This window comes from Streptomyces sp. P13-3-3 (genome assembly GCF_050571355.1).
Taxonomy (GTDB): domain Bacteria; phylum Actinomycetota; class Actinomycetes; order Streptomycetales; family Streptomycetaceae; genus Streptomyces; species Streptomyces althioticus.
Map to the genome: position 1 here is coordinate 3,769,515 of NZ_CP192228.1, position 22,989 is coordinate 3,792,503.

General features: G+C 72.7%; 25 protein-coding genes and 3 tRNA genes. 21 read left to right on the forward strand and 7 right to left on the reverse strand.

Translation table 11 applies throughout. The features are described 5' to 3' along the window. Positions 1–232: 232 nt before the first annotated feature. Positions 233–1,597 carry a sensor histidine kinase gene (locus ACQZOG_RS17285; RefSeq protein ID WP_033272505.1) on the reverse strand — a complete coding sequence of 455 codons (1,365 nt, stop codon included), beginning with the start codon at positions 1,595–1,597 and terminating at the stop codon, positions 233–235. A gap of 110 nt (positions 1,598–1,707) precedes the next feature. Further along, positions 1,708–2,934, reverse strand: a complete 1,227-nt coding sequence (locus ACQZOG_RS17290; RefSeq protein ID WP_037641036.1) for a sensor histidine kinase — start codon at positions 2,932–2,934, stop codon at positions 1,708–1,710. 240 nt (positions 2,935–3,174) lie between these two features. Between ACQZOG_RS17290 and ACQZOG_RS17295 the strand changes: the two genes are divergently transcribed. The 12 genes from ACQZOG_RS17295 to ACQZOG_RS17350 all read left to right on the forward strand — a co-directional run bounded on the left by ACQZOG_RS17295 (position 3,175) and on the right by ACQZOG_RS17350 (position 14,708). Continuing rightward, positions 3,175–3,567: an NADH-quinone oxidoreductase subunit A gene (locus ACQZOG_RS17295; RefSeq protein WP_030823404.1), complete on the forward strand. Its 393-nt coding sequence runs from the start codon at positions 3,175–3,177 to the stop codon at positions 3,565–3,567. Beyond that, entirely contained in the window at positions 3,558–4,265 is a 708-nt protein-coding gene (locus ACQZOG_RS17300; protein ID WP_033272503.1) for an NADH-quinone oxidoreductase subunit B, read from the forward strand. Before ACQZOG_RS17295 ends, ACQZOG_RS17300 begins: the two co-directional genes overlap by 10 nt. Beyond that, complete coding sequence (locus tag ACQZOG_RS17305; protein ID WP_193456062.1) at positions 4,262–5,557, forward strand: NADH-quinone oxidoreductase subunit C; 1,296 nt, start codon at positions 4,262–4,264, stop codon at positions 5,555–5,557. The genes ACQZOG_RS17300 and ACQZOG_RS17305 overlap by 4 nt, the downstream gene beginning before the upstream one ends. After that, positions 5,554–6,522, forward strand: a complete 969-nt coding sequence (locus tag ACQZOG_RS17310; RefSeq protein WP_033272501.1) for a complex I subunit 1/NuoH family protein — start codon at positions 5,554–5,556, stop codon at positions 6,520–6,522. The genes ACQZOG_RS17305 and ACQZOG_RS17310 overlap by 4 nt, the downstream gene beginning before the upstream one ends. Beyond that, the gene (locus ACQZOG_RS17315; protein WP_058916764.1) at positions 6,522–7,079 is read left to right on the forward strand and encodes a NuoI/complex I 23 kDa subunit family protein; all 558 of its coding nucleotides are present in this window, start codon (positions 6,522–6,524) and stop codon (positions 7,077–7,079) included. The genes ACQZOG_RS17310 and ACQZOG_RS17315 overlap by 1 nt, the downstream gene beginning before the upstream one ends. Continuing rightward, on the forward strand, positions 7,076–7,753 hold the full coding sequence (locus ACQZOG_RS17320) for an NADH-quinone oxidoreductase subunit J family protein (protein WP_193466723.1): 678 nt from the start codon (positions 7,076–7,078) through the stop codon (positions 7,751–7,753). Before ACQZOG_RS17315 ends, ACQZOG_RS17320 begins: the two co-directional genes overlap by 4 nt. Next, on the forward strand, positions 7,753–8,157 hold the full coding sequence (gene nuoK / locus ACQZOG_RS17325) for an NADH-quinone oxidoreductase subunit NuoK (RefSeq protein ID WP_037641041.1): 405 nt from the start codon (positions 7,753–7,755) through the stop codon (positions 8,155–8,157). The genes ACQZOG_RS17320 and nuoK overlap by 1 nt, the downstream gene beginning before the upstream one ends. Then, entirely contained in the window at positions 8,154–10,148 is a 1,995-nt protein-coding gene (locus tag ACQZOG_RS17330) for an NADH-quinone oxidoreductase subunit 5 family protein (protein WP_230229069.1), read from the forward strand. The genes nuoK and ACQZOG_RS17330 overlap by 4 nt, the downstream gene beginning before the upstream one ends. A 6-nt stretch (positions 10,149–10,154) precedes the next feature. Then, entirely contained in the window at positions 10,155–11,729 is a 1,575-nt protein-coding gene (locus ACQZOG_RS17335; RefSeq protein ID WP_193456065.1) for a complex I subunit 4 family protein, read from the forward strand. Continuing rightward, the gene (locus tag ACQZOG_RS17340; protein WP_193456066.1) at positions 11,726–13,225 is read left to right on the forward strand and encodes an NADH-quinone oxidoreductase subunit N; all 1,500 of its coding nucleotides are present in this window, start codon (positions 11,726–11,728) and stop codon (positions 13,223–13,225) included. Before ACQZOG_RS17335 ends, ACQZOG_RS17340 begins: the two co-directional genes overlap by 4 nt. 230 nt (positions 13,226–13,455) lie before the next feature. Continuing rightward, a complete protein-coding gene (gene htpX, locus ACQZOG_RS17345; RefSeq protein WP_037641045.1) occupies positions 13,456–14,316 on the forward strand; it encodes a zinc metalloprotease HtpX in 861 nt (286 codons plus the stop codon). Continuing rightward, positions 14,313–14,708 carry a YccF domain-containing protein gene (locus tag ACQZOG_RS17350; protein ID WP_033272494.1) on the forward strand — a complete coding sequence of 132 codons (396 nt, stop codon included), beginning with the start codon at positions 14,313–14,315 and terminating at the stop codon, positions 14,706–14,708. Before htpX ends, ACQZOG_RS17350 begins: the two co-directional genes overlap by 4 nt. Positions 14,709–14,833: 125 nt before the next feature. On the opposite strand, the gene ACQZOG_RS17355 is transcribed toward ACQZOG_RS17350, so the two are convergent. Next, positions 14,834–16,123 (reverse strand): APC family permease, encoded by a 1,290-nt coding sequence (locus tag ACQZOG_RS17355; protein WP_058916769.1) that lies wholly within the window; start codon positions 16,121–16,123, stop codon positions 14,834–14,836. 93 nt (positions 16,124–16,216) lie between these two features. On the opposite strand from ACQZOG_RS17355, the gene ACQZOG_RS17360 reads away from it, so the two are divergent. Beyond that, positions 16,217–16,483 carry a GlsB/YeaQ/YmgE family stress response membrane protein gene (locus ACQZOG_RS17360; RefSeq protein WP_026243884.1) on the forward strand — a complete coding sequence of 89 codons (267 nt, stop codon included), beginning with the start codon at positions 16,217–16,219 and terminating at the stop codon, positions 16,481–16,483. 112 nt (positions 16,484–16,595) lie between these two features. On the opposite strand, the gene ACQZOG_RS17365 is transcribed toward ACQZOG_RS17360, so the two are convergent. Continuing rightward, positions 16,596–17,084 (reverse strand): YajQ family cyclic di-GMP-binding protein, encoded by a 489-nt coding sequence (locus tag ACQZOG_RS17365; protein ID WP_033272492.1) that lies wholly within the window; start codon positions 17,082–17,084, stop codon positions 16,596–16,598. A 235-nt stretch (positions 17,085–17,319) separates the two neighbouring features. Between ACQZOG_RS17365 and ACQZOG_RS17370 the strand changes: the two genes are divergently transcribed. Next, positions 17,320–17,401: transfer RNA gene (locus ACQZOG_RS17370), tRNA-Tyr, on the forward strand. A gap of 95 nt (positions 17,402–17,496) precedes the next feature. Then, positions 17,497–18,387, forward strand: coding sequence for a hypothetical protein (locus ACQZOG_RS17375; protein ID WP_193456067.1), 891 nt, complete (start codon positions 17,497–17,499; stop codon positions 18,385–18,387). A 96-nt stretch (positions 18,388–18,483) separates the two neighbouring features. On the opposite strand, the gene ACQZOG_RS17380 is transcribed toward ACQZOG_RS17375, so the two are convergent. After that, positions 18,484–18,849, reverse strand: a complete 366-nt coding sequence (locus tag ACQZOG_RS17380) for a hypothetical protein (RefSeq protein ID WP_193456068.1) — start codon at positions 18,847–18,849, stop codon at positions 18,484–18,486. A gap of 201 nt (positions 18,850–19,050) precedes the next feature. On the opposite strand from ACQZOG_RS17380, the gene ACQZOG_RS17385 reads away from it, so the two are divergent. Continuing rightward, positions 19,051–19,263 carry a hypothetical protein gene (locus ACQZOG_RS17385; protein WP_078492980.1) on the forward strand — a complete coding sequence of 71 codons (213 nt, stop codon included), beginning with the start codon at positions 19,051–19,053 and terminating at the stop codon, positions 19,261–19,263. Positions 19,264–19,281: 18 nt separating this feature from the next. Here ACQZOG_RS17385 and ACQZOG_RS17390 read toward each other — a convergent pair whose 3' ends face one another. Both ACQZOG_RS17390 and ACQZOG_RS17395 read right to left on the reverse strand, forming a co-directional pair. Beyond that, entirely contained in the window at positions 19,282–19,938 is a 657-nt protein-coding gene (locus tag ACQZOG_RS17390; protein ID WP_033272490.1) for an SDR family oxidoreductase, read from the reverse strand. Positions 19,939–20,026: 88 nt separating this feature from the next. Next, the gene (locus tag ACQZOG_RS17395) at positions 20,027–21,295 is read right to left on the reverse strand and encodes an amidohydrolase family protein (RefSeq protein ID WP_193456069.1); all 1,269 of its coding nucleotides are present in this window, start codon (positions 21,293–21,295) and stop codon (positions 20,027–20,029) included. Between the two features lie 209 nt (positions 21,296–21,504). Here ACQZOG_RS17395 and ACQZOG_RS17400 point away from each other — a divergent pair. The 5 genes from ACQZOG_RS17400 to ACQZOG_RS17420 all read left to right on the forward strand — a co-directional run bounded on the left by ACQZOG_RS17400 (position 21,505) and on the right by ACQZOG_RS17420 (position 22,958). Then, a tRNA-Thr gene (locus tag ACQZOG_RS17400) sits at positions 21,505–21,577 on the forward strand. A 46-nt stretch (positions 21,578–21,623) separates the two neighbouring features. Next, positions 21,624–21,696 (forward strand) — tRNA-Met (locus tag ACQZOG_RS17405). 88 nt (positions 21,697–21,784) lie between these two features. Then, the gene (gene rpmG, locus ACQZOG_RS17410; RefSeq protein ID WP_003948671.1) at positions 21,785–21,949 is read left to right on the forward strand and encodes a 50S ribosomal protein L33; all 165 of its coding nucleotides are present in this window, start codon (positions 21,785–21,787) and stop codon (positions 21,947–21,949) included. A gap of 119 nt (positions 21,950–22,068) precedes the next feature. Continuing rightward, a complete protein-coding gene (locus ACQZOG_RS17415) occupies positions 22,069–22,521 on the forward strand; it encodes a MaoC family dehydratase N-terminal domain-containing protein (RefSeq protein WP_033272488.1) in 453 nt (150 codons plus the stop codon). A gap of 8 nt (positions 22,522–22,529) precedes the next feature. Beyond that, positions 22,530–22,958: a MaoC family dehydratase gene (locus ACQZOG_RS17420; protein WP_193456089.1), complete on the forward strand. Its 429-nt coding sequence runs from the start codon at positions 22,530–22,532 to the stop codon at positions 22,956–22,958. Positions 22,959–22,989 lie beyond the last annotated feature (31 nt).

Sequence of the window (22,989 nt, forward strand, 5' to 3'; positions counted from 1 at the left end):
CCACAACCCTGCTCCGGGCCCGCCCCTGTGGCGGGCCCGGTCGTCGGGTCCAGCATTTCAGCATCCGGGGGAGGACGGGCCGGGGCAACGCGATCGGGGGTGTCGTCATCGCGTGCCGCCGGCCCGTCCGGACCCGCCCCGGCCCCGGCGCGTCACACCGGGCGGGTGCGCGCCCCTCGGGGCCCGCACCCGCCCGGTGATCGTCTGCCGGACCGCTCACCTCACCGCGCGGTCATCGCGCCCGCTCCGCCCGCCACGGCAGCTCCGCGGTCACCCGCGTCGGGCCGCCGGCCGGCGAGTCCACCACGAGGATCCCGTCCACCGCGTCCAGCCGCTCCGCCAGACCCGCCAGACCCGAACCACGCGCCAGGCTCGCGCCGCCCACGCCGTTGTCCACCACCTGGAGCATCAGCCGGTCCTCCGAACGCCACACCTCCACCTCCGCCCAGGTCGCCCGGCTGTGCTTGCTGACGTTCTGCAGCAGCTCCGAGACCGTGAAGTAGGCGATCCCCTCGATGGCGGGCGCCGGCCGCTCCGACAGGTCCACCTCCACCTGCACCGGCACCGTGCAGCGCGAGGCCACCGCGGAGAGCGCCGCGTCCAGACCGCGGTCGGTGAGGACCGCCGGGTGGATGCCCCGGGCCAGGTCCCGCAGCTCCTGCAGGGCCGTCTTCACCTCACCGTGCGCCTCGTCCACCATCCGCGCCGCCACCTGCGGGTCCTCCCGCAGCTTCTCCTTCGCCAGCCCCAGGTCCATCGCCAGGCTCACGAGCCGCGCCTGCGCCCCGTCGTGCAGGTCCCGCTCGATGCGCCGCAGGTCCGCCGCCGCCGTGTCCACCACGACCCCGCGGTCCGACTCCAGCTCCACCACCCGGGTCGCCAGCCGCGACGGGCCCAGCAGTCCGTGCACCATCACCCGGTCCACCGTCGTCAGAGCCCGCACGATCCACGGCGTGGCCAGCGTGAACAGCAGACCCACGCCCGCCGTCACCGCGATCTCGAACGGGTTGTCCAGGTAGATCGCCCGCTGCTCGTCGCCGTACAGCTGTATGCCGTCCTGGCCCGCGTACATCGGGAGCACCCAGAACCACAGCGGGTACGTCAGCAACGACCAGCCCACCGACCAGAAGGTGACCGTCACCGCGAAGGACAGCACCGCCCACGGCAGCTGGATCACCGAGTACAGCAGCGCCCGCCAGGACGTGCCGCTCTTCAGCACCGCCCCGATCCATCCCATGAACCCCTGCCGCTTCAGCCGCAGCGGCTCCGGCTCGCCCACGTCCAGGCCCAGCAGCCCGCGTGCCCGCGCCCGCTCCACCGACCCGATGCCCCGGCACCCGGCGAGCGCCGCCGCCAGCACCGGCACCCCGAGGAACGTCACCAGCAGGCCCGCGCCCAGCGACACCATCGTGACCGCGTAGGTGAACAGCAGAACGCTGATCGGCAGGCTCAGCAGCACATAGGCCAGCTCCCGCCAGGCGCGCCCCTCGACCGGCGCCCGCAGCGCCGCAGGCATCCGGTGCCGCCGTCCCTCCGCGCCCCGCGCCTGCCCGGGCCCGGTGGGAAGCCCGTAACCCTGTCCGTACTCCGTGGCCATCGGCTTCGTCCTTCTCCTCGTCCGGCGGCTGTGCTGTCGTACAACCAGAGTGCTGCGCCGCAGGTCGGCGGGGAATGGAGGCCGTCGCAGTCTTCGGCGGGGGGTTTTCCCTACCTGCGGCCGCGGGCGGACGCCCCCTTGGCCGGCGCCTTCCCGGCCGGGGTGCCGGAGCGGTCCCGCCACGGAAGCTCGGCCGTCACCGTCGTCGGACCGCCCTCGGGGGAGTCCACGACGAACAGCCCGTCCACCGCGCCCAGCCGGTCGGCCAGCCCCCGCATGCCCGTACCGCCGTCGAGGCTCGCCCCGCCCACGCCGTCGTCCCGCACCTGGAGGAACAGCCGGTCGTCCGACCGCCACACCTCCACCGACGCCGACCGCGCCCGGCTGTGCTTGCTGACGTTCTGGAGCAGCTCCGAGACCGTGAAGTAGGCGATGCCCTCGATCGCGGGCGCCGGCCGCTCCTCCAGGTCGACGGTGACCGCGACCGGCACCGTGCACCGCGCGGCGACCGACGACAGGGCCGCGTCCAGACCCCGGTCGGTGAGCACCGCCGGGTGGATGCCGCGCGCCAGGTCCCGCAGCTCCTGAAGCGCCAGCTTCACCTCGCCGTGCGCCTCCTCCACCATCGACGCCGCCGCGTCCGGGTCCTCCAGCAGCTTCTCCTTCGCCAGACCCAGCCCCATCGCCAGGTTCACCAGCCGGGCCTGCGCCCCGTCGTGCAGGTCCCGCTCGATGCGCCGCAGGTCGGCCGCCGCCGTGTCCACCACGACCCCGCGGTCCGACTCCAGCTCGGCGATGCGCCTCTCCAGCTCGTCCGACGGCGACAGCAGCCCCCGCACCATCGCGCGGTCCACGTCGGCCATCGCCCGCACCACGAACGCCAGCACCGGCCACAGCACGAACAGCCCGGTCAGCGTGACGGTGAAGGTGACGACGCCCCACGGCAGACGTATCAGCGCGTACAGGCACGTCCGCCAGCCCACCGGGTCCTTGACCGCCTGCCACAGCCCCGGCCAGAAACCGCCGGACCTGCGCCACGGCAGCGGACTCGGCTCGGCCACCCGCACCCCGAGCATCGCCCTGGCGCGCGCCCGCTCGAACCGGCCGAGCTGCCGCGCCCCCGTCAGACCGAGCGCGAGCAGGGGCAGCCCGATCACCGTCACCGTCAGGCCCACGCCGACGGACAGCGCGGTCACCGTGAAGACGAAGCCGACGATCGACACCGGGAGGTTCGTCAGGAGATGCGCGATCTCCTTCCAGGTGTGCGCGTCGTAGGCGAAGCGGGCCGGCGGCGGGCGGTCGCCCGGTCCGGCCGGCTGCGGGATCGGTTCGGTCATGGGCCTAGCCTGCCCGGCGGCAGGGGGCCCGCGCCATGAGGCGGACCGCCAACCTGAACTGAGGAAAACCCCACCCCCGCGTGCCGAGCCCCGACGGGCTGCTTACCGTGCCTTTATCAGGGCCTAGACTCCCGTGCGTACAGATCGTCGGACCGTGGCGTTCGGCGTTCACCGGCACGGATCAAGGGCAGGGCACAGGCAGGAGCGCCTGGTCGCCGATCTGAGGAGTGAGGGGCGGACGTGCGGGAAACGACCGTCGTCGCGGCGGACTACTTCCAGTCCTACTCGGTCGTCGGACTGCTCGCCGTCGTCGGCCTGCTGTTCGTCGCCGTCGCCTTCGGCGCGGGCCGCCTGCTGCGGCCGGTGGTGCCCACGCCGGAGAAACTGCTGACGTACGAGTGCGGCGTCGACCCCGTCGGCGAGGGCTGGGCCCACACCCAGGTCCGCTATTACGTCTACGCCTTCCTCTACGTGATCTTCGCCGTCGACTCGATCTTCCTGTTCCCCTGGGCGACCGTCTTCGCCGCCGACGGCTACGGCGCGACCACCCTCGTGGAGATGTTCGTCTTCCTCGGCTTCCTCGCCGTGGGCCTGCTGTACGCCTACAAGAAGGGCGTCCTGACATGGACGTGAACCCTGCCGCCCCCGAGCCCGTCCTGCTCCCGGAACCGAAGAGGCTCGGCGCGCTCGCCCGGCTCGCCCCGGAGCCCATGAAGGTCGTCCTCAACTGGGGCCGCCGCTACTCGCTCTGGGTGTTCAACTTCGGCCTCGCGTGCTGCGCGATCGAGTTCATCGCCGCGTCGATGGCCCGGCACGACTTCATCCGCCTCGGCGTCATCCCGTTCGCCCCGGGACCCCGCCAGGCCGACCTGATGGTCGTCTCCGGCACGGTCACCGACAAGATGGCGCCCGCCGTCAAGCGCCTGTACGAGCAGATGCCCGAGCCGAAGTACGTCATCTCCTTCGGCGCGTGCAGCAACTGCGGCGGCCCCTACTGGGACTCCTACTCCGTCACCAAAGGCGTCGACCAGATCATCCCGGTCGACGTCTACGTCCCCGGCTGCCCGCCCCGCCCCGAGGCGCTGCTCCAGGGCATCCTCAAGCTCCAGGAGAAGATCGCCAGGGAGTCCCTGGGGGAGCGGTACGGCACCGGGCCCGCGGGGCGTCCCTCGGCGGCGGCGCTGCAGAGCGGGCTGGTCCGGCCGCCCGCGCCCAAGAGCGAGGCCACGCCGCCCGCGTCCGAAGGCGAGGCCCGGCCGTCCGCGGCCGAGGGCGAGGTCCGGCCGTCCGCACCCGAGGCCGGGCCGAAGGACGAGGGGGACGCAGGATGACCGCCGTCGGCTGGCTCCCCGCGGACGTCGAGGACCTGTTCGGCGCGCAGGCCACGGCGGAGGAGGCGTACGGCGTCCTCACCGTCGACGTGCCGTCCGACTCCTGGATCCCCGCCCTCGAAGCCGCCCGCGACCGCCTCGGCTGCACCTTCTTCGACTGGCTCAGCGCCGTCGACGAACCCGGCACCGGCTTCCGCGTGACCGCCCACGTCGCCGCCCTCGCCCCGGTACGGCGGCTGCTGCTGCGCACCACCGTGCCGCACGAGGCCCCCGTCCTGCCGTCCGCCGTGGACGTCTACGCGGGCGCGGCCTGGCACGAACGCGAGACCCACGAGATGTTCGGCGTCGAGTTCACCGGGCACCCCGGCCTCGACCACCTGCTGCTGCCCGACAACTTCGAGGGCCACCCGCTGCGCAAGGACTTCGTCCTCGCGGCCCGGGTCGCCAAGGCGTGGCCCGGCGCCAAGGAACCGGGGGAGTCGGAGCACGGCGGACCCAAGCGGCGCCAGATGCTGCCGCCGGGCGTGCCCGACCCGAACGAGTGGGGCCCGCTCAAGGGCCAGCTCCCGCCCGCCCCGGCCCGCCCCGCCCGCCGCACGGCCACCGCGTCGGCCCGCACCCCGGGCGAACGCCCGCCGCGCCGCACCCGCTCCGTCTCCGAGGGCTCGGCGAGCCAGACGGCGGGGACGCCCACCGGCACGGGCGCTGAGGCGGCGGAGGTGACCGACGCGGCCGAGTCCCGGACGCCTGTCAGGCCGCGTCGGTCGCGGTCGGTTTCGGAGGGGTCCGCGAGTCAGAGGGGAGCGGGCAACTCGGAGGCCGGTGCCACCGGGAGCGGCGCGCCTCGTCGGTCGCGGTCGGCGTCCGAGGGTTCCGCGAGCGGGCGGCCGGACGCGCCCGCGCGCCGGTCGCGCAGCGCGAGCGAGGGCTCGGCGTCGCAGCGCGAGAGCGCCCCGGGCGCGGGCGGTCCCCGCCGGGCGCGGTCCGCGTCCGAGGGCTCGGCGTCACAGCGCGCCGCACAGGACCAGCCGCCGGCCGGGGACGACGCGGCAGCGACGCCCGCCGAGGAGCCGCGCGACCGCAAGCCGCCCGCCGCCCCGCGCAGCCCCGACGCCCCGTGGCACCACGCCCGCCCGGCCTTCCAGGAACCGGACGACCCGGAGCGTGAGCAGCCGGAGCCGGAGCCTGAGCCGAAGACCGAGCCTCGGCCCGCCCCGGAGCCCGAAGCGCGTCCGGGCGAGGGCGACAGCGACCCCACCATCCCCGACGACCCCTCAGGAGGCACGCGGTGACCGACGTTCTCGACGTCGCCCTGCGACTCCTCGTCGTGTTCGTCGTCTTCCTGACCTTCCCCCTGCTCGTGGGCCAGACCGAGCACAAGGTCATGGCGCACATGCAGGGCCGTGTCGGCCCCATGTACGCCGGCGGCTTCCACGGCTGGGCCCAGCTCATCGCCGACGGTGTGAAGTTCGCGCAGAAGGAGGACGTCGTCCCGGCCGGCGCGGACCGCCGTATCTTCCAGCTCGCCCCGGCCGTCGCGCTCCTGCCCTACCTCCTCGTGCTGCTCGCGATCCCGATCGGGCCGGGTGAGGGCGCGGTCGGCCAGGTGCTGGACGCGGGCGTGTTCTTCGTCCTGGCCGTGATGGGCGTCGGCGTCCTCGGCTCGCTCATGGCCGGCTGGGCGTCCGCCAACAAGTTCTCCCTCCTCGGCGGCCTCCGCACCGCCGCCCAGCTCCTCGCGTACGAACTGCCGATGCTGCTCACCGCCGCCTCCGTGGCGATGGCCGCCGGGACGGTGTCCCTCGTCGGCATCCTCGACGCGTTCGAGTGGTGGTGGCTGCCCTGGCAGATCACCGGCGCGCTGGTCTTCTTCGTCGCGGGCCTCGCCGAACTCCAGCGCCCGCCCTTCGACATGCCCGTCGCCGACTCGGAGATCATCTTCGGCGCGTACACCGAGTACACCGGCCTGCGCTTCGCCCTGTTCCTCCTCGCCGAGTACGCCGGGATCGTCGTGCTGTGCGGGCTGACCACCGTCCTCTTCCTCGGCGGATGGCACGGCCCCTGGGGTGCCGACGGGCTCGGCTGGGTGTGGACCCTGCTGAAGACCGCCGTCCTCGCCTTCGTCGTCATCTGGCTGCGCGTCAGCTACCCCCGCATGCGCGAGGACCAGCTCCAGAAGTTCGCCTGGACCCTCCTCGTTCCCCTCGCCCTCGCCCAGATCGCCCTCACCGGCGTCGTCAAGGTGGTGTTTCTGTAATGGCCCCGATCCCCGGCTCCGGCCTGGCCAAGGGCCTGGCCGTCACACTGCGGACGATGACGCGGAAGTCCGTCACCGCGCAGTACCCGGACACCCAGCCCGAACTGCCGCCCCGCAGCCGCGGGGTGATCGGCCTGTTCGAGGAGAACTGCACGGTCTGCATGCTGTGCGCCCGCGAGTGCCCCGACTGGTGCATCTACATCGACTCGCACAAGGAGACCGTCCCGCCCGCCGCCCCCGGCGGCCGCGAGCGCAGCCGGAACGTCCTCGACCGGTTCGCCATCGACTTCTCCCTGTGCATGTACTGCGGTATCTGCATCGAGGTCTGTCCTTTCGACGCGCTGTTCTGGTCCCCGGAGTTCGAGTACGCGGAGACCGACATCCGTGACCTCACCCACGAGCGGGACAAGCTCCGCGAGTGGATGTGGACCGTCCCGGCCCCGCCCGCCCTCGATCCGGGCGCGGAGGAACCGAAGGAAGTGGCCGCCGCCCGCAAGACCGCCGACAAGCTCGCGGCCGCCCAGGCCGACGACCCGGGTCAGGAGGGCCGCGCATGAGCACCGCAGCGACCGCCGGCGCGCTCACCGCCGGCACCCTGCGCCGGGCGGCCGAGTCGCCCGGCTTCCTGTCCCCGACCGGCGTCGAGATCACCTTCCTCCTGGTCGGCCTGGTCACCCTCGGGGCCGCCGTCGTCACCGTCACCACCCGCCAGCTGGTGCACGCCGCCCTGTGGCTGGTGGTCGCGCTCGGCGGACTCGCGATCGAATACCTGCTGCTCACCGCGGAGTTCATCGCCTGGGTGCAGGTCCTCATCTACGTCGGCTCCGTCGTCGTCCTCCTCCTGTTCGGGCTGATGCTCACCCGCGCCCCCATCGGTCGCTCACCGGACGCCGACTCCGGCAACCGCCCGGTCGCCCTCGCCGTCGCCGTCGTCGCGGCCGGCGCCCTGGTCTGGGTGGTCGTCGACGCCTTCCGCACCACCTGGATCGACCTGGACGGCGCACCCTCCGGCACCACCGAGGTGACCGGGGCCAGCCTCTTCCAGCACTGGGTCCTCCCCTTCGAGGCCCTCTCCGTCCTCCTCCTCGCCGCGCTCGTCGGCGCGATCGTCCTGTCCCGCAAGGCCAACGCCGGCTCCGAGCCCGGCGCACCCGGCGTGAAGGACACGGCCGCGCCCGGCACGGCGACCGGCGTGACCCGCACCCGGCGCGACCAGGAAGGGGACCGCTGATGCACCTCGCCTATCCCGCCGTGCTCGCCGCCCTCCTCTTCTGCACCGGCCTCTACGGCGTCCTCGCCCGCCGCAACGCGATCCTGGTCCTGATGTCGGTCGAGCTGATGCTCAACGCCGTCAACCTCAACCTCGTCGCCTTCGACGCCTGGCTCAGCCGGGCCGCCGAGGACACCCTCCACTCCGGCCAGGCCCTGGCGCTGTTCACGATCGCCGTCGCCGCCGCCGAGATCGGCATCGGCCTCGCGATCGTCCTCGCCGTGTACCGCAACCGCGGCACCTCGGACATCGACCGGCTCCGCGACACCGCCGAGGGCCACGACCCCGACGACCCCGACAGCGACGCCACCGGCCGCGCCCTCCCCGCCCCGGCCGCCGGCGAGAAGGCCGAGGCCACCGCGTGACCACGACCACCCTCGCCGTCCTCGTCCCTCTCCTTCCGTTCCTCGGCGCGCTCGCCGGACTGCTGCTCGGCCGCACCGCACCCGGCTTCGCCCGCCCGCTCGCCGTCCTGCCGACGCTCGCCTCCCTCGCGCTCGCCGCCACCGTCGCCGCGCGCCAGGGCGGCGGGCCGCCGGTCGACGCCGCGACCGAGCTCACCCCCACCGGCTCGGTCCCGATCGAACTCGCCCTGCACATCGACGGCTTCGCCGCCCTCACCGCCGTGGTCGTCGGCACCGTCGCGACCTGCGTGCAGATCTACTCCACGGGCTATCTCCGCGACGACCCGCGCTACCCCTCGTACGCCGCCCTCGTCTCGCTGTTCACCTCCGCGATGCTCCTGGTCGTCTACACCGGCGACCTGATGGTGCTGCTGGTCGGCTGGGAAGTCATGGGCATCTGCTCCTACTTCCTCGTCGGCCACTACTGGGAGACCCCCGAGGCGCGCGCCGCCTCCCTGAAGGCCTTCCTGGTCACCAAGCTCGGCGACGTCCCCTTCCTCATCGGCCTGTTCGCGCTCGCCGCCGACGCCGGGTCCTTCCGCATCACCCGGATCCTCGGCGCCGTCGCGCACGGCGGCATCGACCATCCGACGCTGATCGCCCTGCTGCTCCTCGCGGGCGTGGCCGGCAAGTCCGCGCAGTTCCCGCTGCACACCTGGCTGCCGGACGCGATGGCGGGCCCCACCCCCGTCTCCGCGCTGATCCACGCCGCGACGATGGTCGCCGCCGGCGTCTACTTCGTCGCCCGTCTCCTTCCGCTCTTCGAGGCCTCGCAGGCCGCGATGACCGTCCTCGCCGTCATGGCCGCCGTGACGATGACCGGCTCGGCGCTCGCCGCCCTCGCCCAGGACGACATCAAGCGCGTCCTCGCCTACTCGACGATCGGCCAGCTCGGCTACATGACCGGCGCCCTCGCCGTCGCCGACCGGGGCGCCGCCGTCTTCCACCTCCTGTCCCACGGCGCCTTCAAGGCGCTGCTGTTCCTCGCCGCCGGCGTGATCATCCACGCCGCCGGCACCAACTCCCTGGCCGCCATGTCCCGCATGAGCCACCTGCGCGACCGCGTCCCCGACGCCTACTGGACGATGACCGTGGCGCTCCTCGCGCTCGCCGCGATCCCGCCGTTCAGCGGCTTCTTCTCCAAGGAGGCCGTCCTCGGCGTCGCCGAGCACGTCGTCACCGGCCACACCGAGCACGCTCCCGCCGCCGCGGGCTGGATCGTCCTCCTCGCCGGACTGCTCACCGCCCTCCTCACCGCCGCGTACGCGACGCGGCTGTGGCTGCTCGCCTTCCGCGGCCGCGGCACCGAGGCCCCCGACCACGGCAGGCAGCCGCTCACCATGACCACCGTGCTGTGGGTGCTCGCCGTGCCGTCGCTGGCGTTCGGCGGCTTCGCCTTCCGGGTCCTGCCCGACTGGTTCGACGGCCACGACCTCACCCCGACCCTCACCACCTCCGTGCTCGGCACGGGCGTGGCCCTGGTCGGCGGCATCGTCACCTACGCCACCTGGCGGCACACCACCGCGCACGCCGCCCGCGTCCCGCTCGGCGCCGTCGCCGCCCACCCCGAGGGCGACGCCGGGCAGGTCGAGGCGGAGGCCATCGCGAGCCACGCACCGGCGTACGGCGACGTCGCCTACGCGGCCGACCCCTCGGACCCCGGACGGCTGCTGCTCGGCCGGCTGCACCGGCACGCCGCCGTCGGCTTCCACCTGGACGCCGTGTACTCGGCGCTCTTCGTCCGCCCGGTACGGGCCGGCGCGAGCATCGTGCGGTTCCTCGACCGGGAGGTCGTCGACACCTACGTACGCGGCGCGGGCATCCTGCCCCGCTGGCTCGGCGCCGCCGTCCGGCGCGCCCAGACCGGCAATCTGCAGACCTATGTGAGCGCGCTGCTCGCCGGCACCGTCGTCCTCGCGGTCGCCGCCGTCCTCGTCGCCACGGGAGCGTGAGCAGGCGTGATCGATATCAACGAGTCCGTGATGCAGGCCCTTCTGGCGTTCACCGTCGTCGGCCCGCTCCTCGGCGCGGCCGCCGCCCTGCTGCCCGCCCCGCCCGGACTGAAGGGGAAGTCGCCCGAGCAGGCCGTGCTCCGCCACGGCGTCACGGTGACCGGCGTGATCCTCCTCGCCGCGATCGTCCTGGCGCTCGGCTTCGACCACGACCACCCGTCGACAATGCAGGCCACGACGGACATCAGCTGGATCCCCGCACTCGATGTGCGGATCCACCTCGGCATCGACGGCATTTCGCTCCCCCTTCTGGTCCTGACCGCCCTGCTGGCCTTCCTCAGCGCCCTCTACTCGTACTTCAAGCCGCCCGCGGGGCCGTCCCCGAAGGCCTTCGTCGCCCTGCTGCTCGTCCTCGAGTCCGGCACCCTGGCGACCTTCGCCGTCCTCGACCTCGTGCTGTTCTTCCTCGCCTTCGAGACCGTCCTCGTCCCGATGTACTTCCTCATCGCCCGCTGGGGCGGCGAGGGTCGGGCCGAGGCCGCCTGGAAGTTCATCCTGTACACGCTGCTCGGCTCGGTGGTCATGCTGCTCGGCCTGCTCCTGATCGGGATCAAGGCGGGCACGTTCGACATGGTGGCACTCGCCACTGACAACGGCCGGTCACTCTCCGTGTCCGTGCAGGTCATCGTGGTTCTGGCCATCGGGATGGGGCTCGCGGTGAAGACGCCGATGTGGCCGCTGCACAGTTGGCTGCCCGACGCCCACACCGCCGCACCGACGGTCGGCTCCGTCCTGCTCGCCGGCGTCCTGCTGAAGATGGGCACGTACGGCTTCGTCCGCATCCTGCTCCCGGCCGCGCCCGACGGCTTCCGCACCTTCGCGCCGTACCTCGCCGCGTTCGCCGTCGTCGGCATCGTCTACGGATCCCTGGCCTGCCTCGCCCTGGCCAGGAAAGGCGCGAAGGGCGACCTCAAGCGCCTCATCGCCTACTCCTCCGTCGGCCACATGGGCTTCGTGCTGCTCGGCATCGCCACCATGACCCCGACCGGCGTCAACGGCGCCCTGTTCGCCAACATCGCCCACGGCCTCATCGCCGGCCTGCTGTTCTTCCTGGTCGGCGGCCTGAAGGAACGCACCGGCAGCACCGACCTCGACGCCCTCGCCCAGGAGACCGGAGCCGCGCTCTACGGCAGGGCCCCGCGCCTCGGCGGTCTGCTCGCCTTCGCCGCCGTCGCCTCCCTCGGCCTGCCCGGTCTCGCCGGTTTCTGGGGCGAGATGCTCGCGCTGTTCGGTGCCTTCGACCCCGCCGACGGGCTGAGCCGCCCCGCCTTCCTCACCTTCATGTCGATCGGCGCCTTCGGCACCCTGCTCACCGCCGCCTACCTGCTGATCGTGGTCCGCCGCGTCTGCATGGGCGCCGCACCGAAGGACATGCCGGCCTACACCGACGTGCGCTCCTACGAGTTCGCGGCCTGGACCCCGCTCGTCGTCCTCACCGTCGTCGCCGGCCTGTGGCCCAAGGCCCTCCTCGGGCTGACCGACCCGGCCGTGCAGCAGCTCCTCGCAGGAGGCACCCGATGAGCTCCCTCGTCCAGTCCGTCGACTGGCTGGCCATCGCACCGCCCACCGTCGCAGCGGTCGTCGGACTCGTCGTCCTCGTCGCCGACCTGTTCCTCACGGAGGCCAGGAAGCCCCTGCTCGGCTGGATCGCCGTGGGCGGACTCGCGGCCGCCGCGCTCATGCTGCTGCCGCTCCTCGACGCCGACCGCTCCACCTTCTGCCTGGTCGGCGACACCGAGGTGTGCAGCTACACCGCGGACCGCTTCACCCTCGTCATCCAGCTCCTGGTGCTCGGCGGCGCCCTGCTCTGCGCCCTGCTGTCGGTGACCGCCCTGAAGGACTCCGGCAAGCGGCTGCCCGAGGGCGAGTACTGGTTCCTGTTCCTCTCCTCAGCCGCCGGCGCGGCCCTGCTGCCCGCCTCCCGGGACCTGGCGACCCTCGTCGTCGCCCTGGAGGTCGCCTCGCTGCCCGCCTTCGCCCTGGTCGGCCTGCGCCACGGCGACCGCCGGTCATCCGAGGCGGCCCTGAAGTTCTTCCTGTCCTCCGTCACCGCCACCGCCGTCAGCCTGCTCGGCATCAGCTTCGTCTACGCCGCCACCGGCACCCTCCACCTCACCCGGGTCGCCGAACGCATCCAGGACGTCGACGGGCAGCTCGCCACCCTCGCGCAGACCGGTGTCGTCCTCACCCTCGTCGGCTTCGCCTTCAAGACGGCCGCCGTCCCCTTCCACTTCTGGGTCCCCGACACCTACGCGGGCGCCCCGCTGCCGATCGCCGCCTACCTGTCCGTCATCGGCAAGGCGGTCGGCTTCTCCGGCCTCATCCTCGTCACCGTCGTCGCCCTTCCCTCGTACGCCGACGCCTGGGCCCCCGCCCTCGCCGTGCTGGCCGCGCTCACCATGACCGTCGGCAACGTCGGCGCCCTCCGCCAGCAGTCCACGCGCGCGTACAGCGCCGTACGCCTGCTCGCCTGGTCGTCCGTCGGCCAGGCCGGCTATCTCCTGGTGCCGATCGCCGCCGCCGGGTACGCCGACGACCCCGAGAAGTCGGTCGGCTCCACCCTCGCCTACGCCCTCATGTACGGCGCCGTGAATCTGGGCGCCTTCGCCGTCGCCGCCCTCGTCGGCCGGGCGCACCGGCTCAACCGGGTCGCCGACTACCGCGGCCTGTACGCCGCGAGCCCGCTGACCGCGCTGCTCATGGGGTTCTTCCTGCTGTGCCTCGCCGGCCTCCCGCCCGGCGTCATCGGCCTCTTCGCCAAGGTCACCGTCTTCGCGGCGGCCGTCGACGCTGGGCTCGGCTGGCTGGCCGTCGTCATGGCCGTCAACGTCGTCATCGCGCTGGTGTACTACCTGCGCTGGACGGCGCTGCTGTTCCGCGCGCCGGAGGGCGAGGCTGCGGCCCAGCGCCTCCCCGCCCCGCTCACCGCGGCGCTCGCCCTGACCGGCGTCCTCGGCGTCGCCCTGTCCGGCGCCCCGCAACTGGTGCTGCGCTTCACGGAGACCGGGCTCTTCTAGGCGTCCGGCGCTCCACGCGCGCGGGGCCGCCCGCCCCGCCCCGCGCGCCCGTTCACCCGGACGGTTGACACGCGCCACCGCCCCCGCAAGGGAACTAGTGCCCTTCGCCTGGCGTTGACCGATACGGGAGGGTCCACTGGACGTGACACCACGGCACCAGTGGGCAGCGCAGGTCAGACGGAAGATCAGTCAGCAAGGGTTCCCCTGCCGCACGACTTGGAGGGCGTACCGTGCACCGCCGGCACAACGGGCTCAAAACCGCGGTCCTCCTCGGGGGACTGTCCGCGCTCATCATCGTCATCGGCAGTTTCTTCGGCCGCACGGGGCTCGTCATCGCCGTCGTCGTCGCGCTCGGCACCAACGCCTACGCGTACTGGAACAGCGACAAGCTGGCCCTGCGGGCGATGCGCGCACGCCCGGTGAGCGAGTTCGAGGCACCCGGCCTCTACCGCATGGTCCGTGAGCTGTCCACGCAGGCCCGCCAGCCCATGCCCCGCCTCTACATCTCGCCGACGGAGGCCCCCAACGCGTTCGCCACCGGCCGCAATCCGCGCAACGCGGCGGTGTGCTGCACGGAAGGCATCCTGCGCCTCCTCGACGAGCGGGAACTGCGCGGCGTCATCGGCCACGAGCTCAGCCATGTCTACAACCGCGACATCCTGATCTCCTCGGTCGCCGGCGCCCTCGCCTCCGTGATCATGTTCCTGGTCAACTTCGCCTGGCTGATCCCCATCGGGCGCTCGAACGACGACGACGGCCCGGGCCTGCTCGGCATGCTGCTCGTCCTCATCCTGGGCCCGCTCGCGGCGTCCCTCATCCAGCTGGCCATCAGCCGCTCCCGCGAGTACGAGGCGGACGCCTCCGGCTCGCAGCTCACCGGCGACCCCCTGGCCCTGGCAAGCGCCCTGCGCAAGCTGGAAACGGGCACCAAGCAGCTCCCGCTGCCCCCTGAGCCGCGGATCGAGACGGCCAGTCACATGATGATCGCGAACCCCTTCCGCCCGGGGCAGGGGCTCGCGAAGATGTTCTCCACCCACCCGCCGATGGCGGAACGCATCGCCCGGCTCGAGAAGATGGCAGGCCACCTGTGAAGACCATCCTGAATCTCATCTGGCTCGTCTTCAGCGGCTTCTGGCTGTTCCTCGGCTACCTGGTGGCCGGCGTGCTGCTGTGCATCACGATCATCGGCATCCCGTTCGGTGTGGCCGCGTTCCGCATCGGCGTCTACGCCCTGTGGCCCTTCGGGTACACGACGGTGGAGCGCCGCGACGCCGGCGCCCCGTCCTTCGTCGTCAACGTGCTGTGGCTGATCCTCGCGGGCTGGTGGCTCGCCCTGGGTCACATCCTCACGGGCCTGGCCCTGTGCGTGACGATCATCGGCATCCCGCTCGGCATCGCCAACTTCAAGCTGATCCCGGTCTCGCTGTTCCCGCTGGGCCGCGAGATCGTCCGTACGGACCAGGCGTTCACGGACCGCTGGTGAGGTGAGCGGCGACACTGCCCGACCGAGGCGGAGGACTGCCGGCCCGGGGTTGTCCACAACCGTCGGTTCATCCACAGGCCCGCACGCGCCTCGCCGTCGCCGCGCATCATGAATCCACGGGCGGGTCACCGCCCGCCCGGACCCGGACGATCACCCTGCCGCCGTCCCCACACCTTCCGCACCCCGTACGCCACCACACCCGCACCGAGCACCGCCGCGCCCACGGCCACCGAGGTCCAGGGCAGGGAGAACGCCAGCACCAGGCACCCGGCGAACCCCACCGTCGGCACCACCCGGGCCGTGACACCCCGGCGCAGTGTCCAGGCCGAGGCGTTCGCCACGGCGTAGTACGTCAGCACACCGAAGGAGGAGAACCCGACAGCGCCCCGCAGGTCGACGGTGGCGGCCAGCACGGCGACGACACCGCCCACGGCCAGCGCCGCCCGGTGCGGCACGTGGAACCGCGGATGAACGGCGGCCAGCGGCGCCGGGAGGTGCCGGTCCCGGGCCATGGCCAGCGTCGTCCGTGACACCCCGAGCAGCAGGGCGAGCAGCGACCCCAGCGCGGCGACCGCCGCACCCGCCCGCACCACCGGCGCGAGCCCGGGCGCCCCGGCCGCCCGCACCGCGTCGGCGAGCGGCGCGACGGACGCACCGAGCGAATCCGCCCCCAGCACGGCGAGGACGGCGACGGCGACACCCGCGTACGCGACGAGCGCGATGCCCAGGGCCACCCGGACGGCCCGCGGGATCGTGCGCGCGGGATCCCGCACCTCCTCGCCGAGGGTCGCGATCCGCGCGTACCCGGCGAACGCGAAGAACAGCAGACCGGCCGCCTGGAGCACCCCGCCGACGCCGCCCGACACGCCGTCGTCCAGCCGGCCCGGGGCGGCGTCCCCGGACGTCAGACACACGACCACCACGGAAGCGAGGACCGCCAGGACCACACCCACGATCACCCGCGTCACCCACGCGGCCCTCTGCACCCCGCCGTAGTCGACCGCCGTGACCAGCACCACGGCGGCGACGGCCACGGCATGCGCCTGCCCCGGCCACGCGTACGCGCCGACGGTCAGCGCCATCGCCGCGCAGGACGCCGTCTTGCCGACGACGAACGCCCACCCTGCGAGGTAGCCCCAGAACTCCCCGAGCCGCTCCCGGCCGTACACGTAGGTGCCGCCCGAGGCCGGGTACAGGGCGGCCAGGCGGGCCGACGAACCGGCGTTGCAGTAGGCGACCACGGCGGCGACGGCCAGCCCGAGGAGCAGCCCCGGACCGGCGGCCCGCGCGGCCGGTGCGAGCGCGGCGAAGATGCCCGCGCCGAGCATCGCGCCCAGGCCGACGACCACGGCGTCGCCCGTCCCGAGGGTGCGGCGCAGTCCGGAAGGGCCGGGATCGGCGGGGGCGTTCGTCATGGGGCCGCACCCTACTGATCAAGGGCAACCGGAAGGTGTACTCGTGACGTCCTTCATGGTGCAAGGACCGGCGGGACAGGGCAGGTACTCGACATGACGATCATCAGCTGGATCATTCTCGGCCTGCTGGCCGGAGCCATCGCGAAGTTCCTGCTGCCCGGCCGCGATCCGGGAGGCCTCGTCGGCACGACCCTGATCGGCGTCGCCGGCGCGTTCATCGGCGGCTGGATCTCGTCCCGCTGGCTGGACCACCCGATCAGCAAGGACTTCTACGACGGCACCACGTGGGTCGCCGCGATCGGCGGTTCGCTGGTCCTGCTGATCGCGTACCGCATCCTGTTCGGCCACTCGCGCGACTGACGACGGGCGACCGACGACGACGCGACCGCGACGTGACGACACAAAGAGGGTGGGCGCCTGAGCAGGCGCCCACCCTTGTGCGTCTGTCCGTTCGTCCGGCGCTTCGGCCGTCCTACCGGTAGTTGACGAACTGCAGGGCGAAGTCGAAGTCCTTGCCCTTGAGCAGCGCGATGACGGCCTGGAGGTCGTCCCGGCTCTTGGAGGTGACGCGCAGCTCTTCGCCCTGCACCTGGGCCTTCACGCCCTTGGGGCCCTCATCACGGATGATCTTCGCGACCTTCTTCGCGTTCTCCTGGGAGATGCCCTCCTCGATCGTCGCGAAGATCTTGTACTCCTTGCCCGAGAGCTGCGGCTCACCCGCGTCCAGGGCCTTCAGGGAGATGCCCCGCTTGATCAGCTTGGACTGGAAGACGTCGAGGACTGCCTTCACCCGGTCCTCGGAGTTCGCCTCCATGAGGATCTTCTCCCCGGACCACGAGATCGAGGCGCCCACGCCCTTGAAGTCGTAGCGCTGCGAGATCTCCTTGGCGGTCTGGTTGAGGGCGTTGTCGACCTCCTGCCGCTCGACCTTCGAGACGATGTCGAAACTGGAGTCGGCCATGTCCTGTGGCTCCTTGATTCGGGGTGCGTATCGGGCTGCGCACCGGATGCGTACCGGCGTGATGGGAGCGGTCCCCAGGCCCGGCATCGGCCCCGGACCGCATCCGGACCAGCCTAGTCACCCCGGGGCCCGGGACGGCGATCAATCGGGTGGCGGAGCACCCCTGTCCATCGGGTATTGTTTACGTCGTTGCCAGCGAGCACCGCCGGAAGGCGGGGTTCCGCGCAGCAACCCCGGCGGTGTGCCCGAGCGGCCAAAGGGAGCAGACTGTAAATCTGCCGGCTCAGCCTTCCCAGGTTCGAATCCTGGCGCCGCCACACTGAGGGAAACCCCCTCCGAACTGCTGAAAAGCAGTACGGAGGGGGTTTCTTCGTATGCAGCGCGCTGTAACGACAGGGTCGAGGAGCGACCCGTGTCCCACATACTCTTCCGTGCCGCCATACCCCTGGCGATGATCGGCGGACTCTTCTGGCCCGCGGTGCTGACGTACACCTTCATGGCCGGAGAGCGGGCCACCGCGCAGGTCGCCGAGTGCCATCGGGGATCCGGCCGGTCCCCGCTCACGTGCACGGGGACCTGGCGCACCGCCGACGGTGACACGGGCTCCGGCGAGATCTACGGTCTCAGCCGCAGCGACGCGGGACGCACCGTCGAGGTGCGCGTCGGCCCGTTGGGGCCGTACCTTCCCGGGCTCAAGGCCGCCGCTGCGCCTGTCTCCCTGTCGGCGTTCTGGCTGGCCTCGTTCGGCGCCCTGACGGTGATGCAGGTCCGCGCAGGGAAGCGCGCCCGCCGGCTCCTCGCGGAACCCGGCGCCCCCGGAAATGTGCTGATCGTCACGGGCAAGGGCGCGCGCACGCCCGACGGCCGGCCCTCGGCTTCGGCGGTCACGCTTCCCCGGCCCGCGCCTGCCGCCCCCGGGGTGAAGACGACGCACTGGGAGGTGCGCGACCCCGCAGGACAGCCCCTGTTCCGGGTCGAGATGCGCCGCGCCGGGACGTCCGCGCCGGAACTGGTGGTCCGGGACCCCTCCGGTGTGTCCGGGCACATCATCCGCCGAGCCGGCGACAACTCACCCGGCGGCTACGCGCTGCTGGCTCTGGACGGTGCGTGGGTGGGCTCCGTCGTGCCTGCCCCGGGCACGAAGCGGGGTGCCTACGAGTTCCGGGACGACCGGGGCGTGATGGCGGCCCGGAGCGTCAGTCGCATGCCTGAATGGGTGCTGCGCCTGGAGCCCACCGGCTCGCCACTCCTCACCCGGCTCGCACTCGCTTTCACCATCGGGCAGTTGCGCCGGTACAGGTGAGGGTCGTCCGGCCGGCCCCTGTGCCTTCTCGCCGGCCGTGGGCTCAACCAGGCAGGGCTGCCTGTCCGTGGGCCGGTGCCAGTATCTGCTCCACCCTCAGCGCCGCCGTGGAGCCGGGTGCCAGCTCACGCAGCCGCTCGGTGAGCCGGGGCCCCGCCGGAACCTGGCCGGGCGGTCGAGGTGGTCACTGCGCAGACACAGCTCCGCGTACGCCGCGAGCAGTCCGAGGTCGTCGGGAAACTCCCGCAGGCCTTCCTGGTGAGCCGCTTCGGCCCGGTTGTCGTGATCGTCGTCGTCCTCGGCCGGGTGAGCCTGCCCCAGCACCAGGAAGAGTTGGGCGCTGGGCCCGTCCGTCTTCAGCGCTTCCGTGGCGGTGTTCCGCGCCTGCGCCAACCGGCCCGTCATCAGCGGGGCCTGCGCCGTGGCGTACGCCGGCGGGACGTCCTGATCCGTGGCCTGCACGTCTTCCTCCGTGTGCACATGCCGGACCAGCCTGAACAGTTCGGCGCGCGGCTATCACCCCCGACCCACCCTTCGTCAAAAAGGGTTGACCGAATCCGCGGTCCGGCAGGGGTCCGGCAGGACAGGGCGTCGCCGCACCTCGCGGCCCTGGTCGCCGCGAGCTGACACCCCGGCACCGACGGGCACAGGCACACTGGACCCATGTCACCCCGCCGCCGTCCCTGCCCCGAGTGCCGTCGTGAGATCGCCGTCGTCGCCGGGCGATACGCGCGGCACGATCCGCCCGGCGCCCACGGCAGCGGGGAGCTGACCTCCTGCCCGGGGTCCCGCCGGCCGGCCCGACCGGGCCCCGAGCAGCCGTCGTTGGACGGTTACGTCGTGCCGCCGTTCCCCGGGCAGATGCCCCTCTTCTGAACCGGCCGTCCGCCGCGCTCAGTTGCCCGCGACCGACCTGACCGCCACCGGAACCGGCGTCGAGCCGCTGATCAGTTCCAGGGTGAGGCCCGCCGTCGCCGGCGTGTCGACCAGTTCCGCCAGGACGGCCGCCACGTCGTCGCGGGGGATCGGGCCGCGGCCCGTGCGGGCCTCCAGGCGTACCTGGCCCGTGCCCGGCTCGTCCGTCAGCTGACCCGGCCGCAGAATCGTCCAGTCCAGACCGTCCAGGCTCCGCACGTACGCGTCCGCCTCGCCCTTGGCGCGCAGGTACACGTCGAAGACCTCGTCCCCCTGGTGCTCCGCGTCCGCGCCCATCGACGACACGATGACGAACCGCCGTACGCCCGCCCGCACCGCCGCGTCCGCGAACAGGACCGCCGCCGCGCGGTCCACCGTGTCCTTGCGGTCCACGCCGCTGCCCGGCCCGGCGCCCGCCGCGAACACCGCGGCGTCCGCGCCCTTCAGGACTTCCGCGACCTCCTCCACGGACGCCGACTCCAGGTCGAGCACGATCGGCTCCGCGCCCAGCTCCCGCAGGTCGTCCGCCTGTTCGGGTTTGCGGATGAGGCCCGCCGCCTCGTCCCCGCGCGCGGCGAGCAACCGCTCGAGCCGCAGCGCGATCTGACCATGACCACCAGCGATGACAATGCGCATGTCTTCGACCGTACGTCGTACCGGGCCCGTCCGCCGTGCGACCAGCCGCGCCACACCGCGGCAGGACTCGCCCGACCGGGGGAACCTCTTACGCGGGCCCCCGCCCCTGCCGCGGCAGCCCCGGCCCCGAGCCCGACGCCGCCGAGTCGCAGTACTCCCGCACCGCGCTCGTGCGGGCCACCACCCGCCCCCCGTGCACCACGATCCGGCTGTACGCCAGGGACAGCGCGGCCGGCAGGCCGTCGCCCCGAACCGCCAGCAGGTCGGCGGGGAAGCCCGCCTCCACCCGCACCTCCGGCAGCCCCATCGCCGCCCGCGCCCGCGTGCTCACCGCCGCGTACGCGTCCTCGGGAGACAGGCCCTGACAGGAGGCCAGCAGATACGCCGCCTCCAGGGGGTCGCCCCGGCCCACCGGGTTCGACACGTCCCGCAGCGAGCCGCTGCCCGCCGCCACCCGTACGCCCGCCGCGCGCAGCAGCCGCACCGGTGCCGCGTCCCGGCCCTCCGAGGCGCCGCAGCCGCCCTGGGGCAGGCACACCACCGTCACCCCGGCCGCCGCGAGCCGCTCCGCCGTACGGGCGGCGACGTCGGCGGGGAGGGCGGACAGGCCCCCGCACGGGCCGAGCGTCACCCCCGGCCGCAGCCCGCCCGCGATCGCCGCGAGGCGGGCCAGCCGGGCCGGGTCGGACGCGTCGGTGTGCAGGTCGACCGGCAGGCCGTGCTCGGAGGCCGTCTCCAGCACCGTCTCCACGTAGCCCGTGGGGTCGGGGTCGAGGTCCGGGCAGCCGCCCACCACGGACGCGCCCATCTTCACCGCGTCCCGCAGCACCGCCAGCCCGTCCGCCCCGGCCACCCCGGTCAGCACCCGGGGCATCGCCACCGTGGTCAGCTCGGTCAGGCCGCGCAGCGAGCGCGCCGCACGCAGCACGGCCCGCAGCGCGCCGAGCCCCGCCATGTCGCCCACGCGCACGTGCGCGCGCAGGGCCGTCGCCCCGTGCCCGAGCTGGAGCAGCGCCGCCTCCGTCGCCCGCCGCTGCACGTCCTGGGGGTCCTGGGAGACCGGGCCCGGGCCCTCGGCCGACAGGGCGGTGTCGGCGTGGGCGTGCGGTTCGGCCGGGGCCGGCAGCAGCAGGTAGCCGGCGAGGTCGAGCCGGGGCACGCACGCGCGGGTGGCGTCCGCCGTGAGGCTGCCCGCCGTGCCGACGGCCTCGATGCGCCCGCCGCCCAGCCGTACGTCCACGGTCCGGCCGTCCGTGAGGCGGGCGCCGCACAGGAGCAGCGCGGGAGAGTCGGCCGGACCGGAACCGGAGGGCGAGGACCACGGCTGGGACGGTGGCTGCGGCCGGTTGTCGGGCATCGCGCTCCTGGGGCTCGGGCTGCGCACGAGGACGCACGTCACGCTGAGACAAGATCACGCAGAGTGAGACGAGCCTAGGACGGCCCCCCGTCCCGCGCCGGGAGGAGCGCAATAGTCGTACCGGCGTGGCCCCTCCGTCCGGGAGGGTGACGGAGGGCGGAAACGGATTTGGGCGAACGGCGGCGGACCGTGTAATGTCTTCATCGCTCGCCCCAATAGCTCAGTCGGCAGAGCGTCTCCATGGTAAGGAGAAGGTCAACGGTTCGATTCCGTTTTGGGGCTCTGGTGTGAGAGGTTCCCGCCGCGAGGCGGGGCCCGATCGCATCAAAGCGGTGTAGCTCAGTCGGTAGAGCAAGCGGCTCATAATCGCTGTGTCACCGGTTCAAGTCCGGTCACCGCTACAGACAGTAGCCGATTGCGGGGTCGGTCCTTCGATCGGCTACTCTTCTTGCGTTAATCAAGTCCATCCGTTCGTCAAGGAGCACTCACGTGGCTGCCACCGACGTCCGCCCGAAGATCACGCTGGCCTGCGTGGAGTGCAAGGAGCGGAACTACATCACCAAGAAGAACCGGCGTAACAACCCGGACCGTCTTGAGATGAAGAAGCACTGCCCGCGTTGCAATGCGCACACCGCGCACCGCGAGACGCGATAAAACAGGCTCGTACACGAGGCCGTCCCCCCACTCGGGGGGCGGCCTCGTGTCGTTTCCCCACCGACACCACACACCGTGAGACACGTCGGTCCTGGACCGACACAGGAGGTGCCGCGCGCATGGCGCTCGACCAGTCCTTCGTGGGGCGGACCTACCCGCCCACCGAGCCCTACGAGGTGGGCCGGGAGAAGATCCGCGAGTTCGCCGAGGCAGTGGGGGACGCCAACCCGGCGTACACGGACACGGAGGCGGCCCGAGCGCTCGGCCACCCCGACGTGATCGCCCCGCCGACCTTCGTGTTCGCCATCACGTTCAAGGCCGCGGGCCAGGTCGTCGCCGACCCGCAGCTCGGCCTCGACTACAGCCGCGTCGTGCACGGCGACCAGAAGTTCGCCTACAACCGGCCCGTGCGCGCCGGCGACCGGCTCACGGTCACGTCCACCATCGAGACCATCCGGACGATGGCGGGCAACGACATACTGGACATCCGTGGCGAGGTGCACGACCAGGACGGCGAGCACGTCGTGACCGCCTGGACCAAGCTGGTGGCCCGCGCGGCCGAGGAGGCGTGAACCACACCATGACGGCGAAGATCTCCTACGCCGACGTCGAGGTCGGCACCGAGCTGCCCGCGCAGACGTTCCCCGCGACGCGCGCCACCCTCGTCCAGTACGCGGGAGCCTCCGGCGACTTCAACCCCATCCACTGGAACGAGCGGTTCGCCAAGGAGGTGGGCCTCCCGGACGTCATCGCGCACGGCATGTTCACCATGGCCGAGGCGATCCGCGTCGTGACCGACTGGGCGGGCGACCCGGGCGCGGTCGTCGAGTACGGCGTCCGCTTCACCCGCCCGGTCGTCGTCCCGGACGACGACAAGGGCGCCGTCATCGAGGTCAGCGGCAAGGTCGCCGCCAAGCTCGACGACAACACCGTGCGGGTGGACCTCGTCGCCACCAGTGCCGGGCAGAAGGTCCTGGGCGCCTCCCGGGCGGTCGTCCGGCTCGCCTGAACCGGACCCGACGGCGGGGGAGCGGGGGCGG

Coding starts and splice junctions, on each gene's coding strand:
- ACQZOG_RS17285 (WP_033272505.1), bottom strand. CDS start 1,597: ATGGCCACGGAGTACGGACAGGGTTACGGGCTTCCCACCGGGCCCGGG.
- ACQZOG_RS17290 (WP_037641036.1), bottom strand. CDS start 2,934: ATGACCGAACCGATCCCGCAGCCGGCCGGACCGGGCGACCGCCCGCCG.
- ACQZOG_RS17300 (WP_033272503.1), top strand. CDS start 3,558: ATGGACGTGAACCCTGCCGCCCCCGAGCCCGTCCTGCTCCCGGAACCG.
- ACQZOG_RS17305 (WP_193456062.1), top strand. CDS start 4,262: ATGACCGCCGTCGGCTGGCTCCCCGCGGACGTCGAGGACCTGTTCGGC.
- ACQZOG_RS17315 (WP_058916764.1), top strand. CDS start 6,522: ATGGCCCCGATCCCCGGCTCCGGCCTGGCCAAGGGCCTGGCCGTCACA.
- ACQZOG_RS17320 (WP_193466723.1), top strand. CDS start 7,076: ATGAGCACCGCAGCGACCGCCGGCGCGCTCACCGCCGGCACCCTGCGC.
- nuoK (WP_037641041.1), top strand. CDS start 7,753: ATGCACCTCGCCTATCCCGCCGTGCTCGCCGCCCTCCTCTTCTGCACC.
- ACQZOG_RS17340 (WP_193456066.1), top strand. CDS start 11,726: ATGAGCTCCCTCGTCCAGTCCGTCGACTGGCTGGCCATCGCACCGCCC.
- ACQZOG_RS17355 (WP_058916769.1), bottom strand. CDS start 16,123: ATGACGAACGCCCCCGCCGATCCCGGCCCTTCCGGACTGCGCCGCACC.
- ACQZOG_RS17360 (WP_026243884.1), top strand. CDS start 16,217: ATGACGATCATCAGCTGGATCATTCTCGGCCTGCTGGCCGGAGCCATC.
- ACQZOG_RS17365 (WP_033272492.1), bottom strand. CDS start 17,084: ATGGCCGACTCCAGTTTCGACATCGTCTCGAAGGTCGAGCGGCAGGAG.
- ACQZOG_RS17385 (WP_078492980.1), top strand. CDS start 19,051: ATGTCACCCCGCCGCCGTCCCTGCCCCGAGTGCCGTCGTGAGATCGCC.
- ACQZOG_RS17390 (WP_033272490.1), bottom strand. CDS start 19,938: ATGCGCATTGTCATCGCTGGTGGTCATGGTCAGATCGCGCTGCGGCTC.
- ACQZOG_RS17395 (WP_193456069.1), bottom strand. CDS start 21,295: ATGCCCGACAACCGGCCGCAGCCACCGTCCCAGCCGTGGTCCTCGCCC.
- ACQZOG_RS17415 (WP_033272488.1), top strand. CDS start 22,069: ATGGCGCTCGACCAGTCCTTCGTGGGGCGGACCTACCCGCCCACCGAG.
- ACQZOG_RS17420 (WP_193456089.1), top strand. CDS start 22,530: ATGACGGCGAAGATCTCCTACGCCGACGTCGAGGTCGGCACCGAGCTG.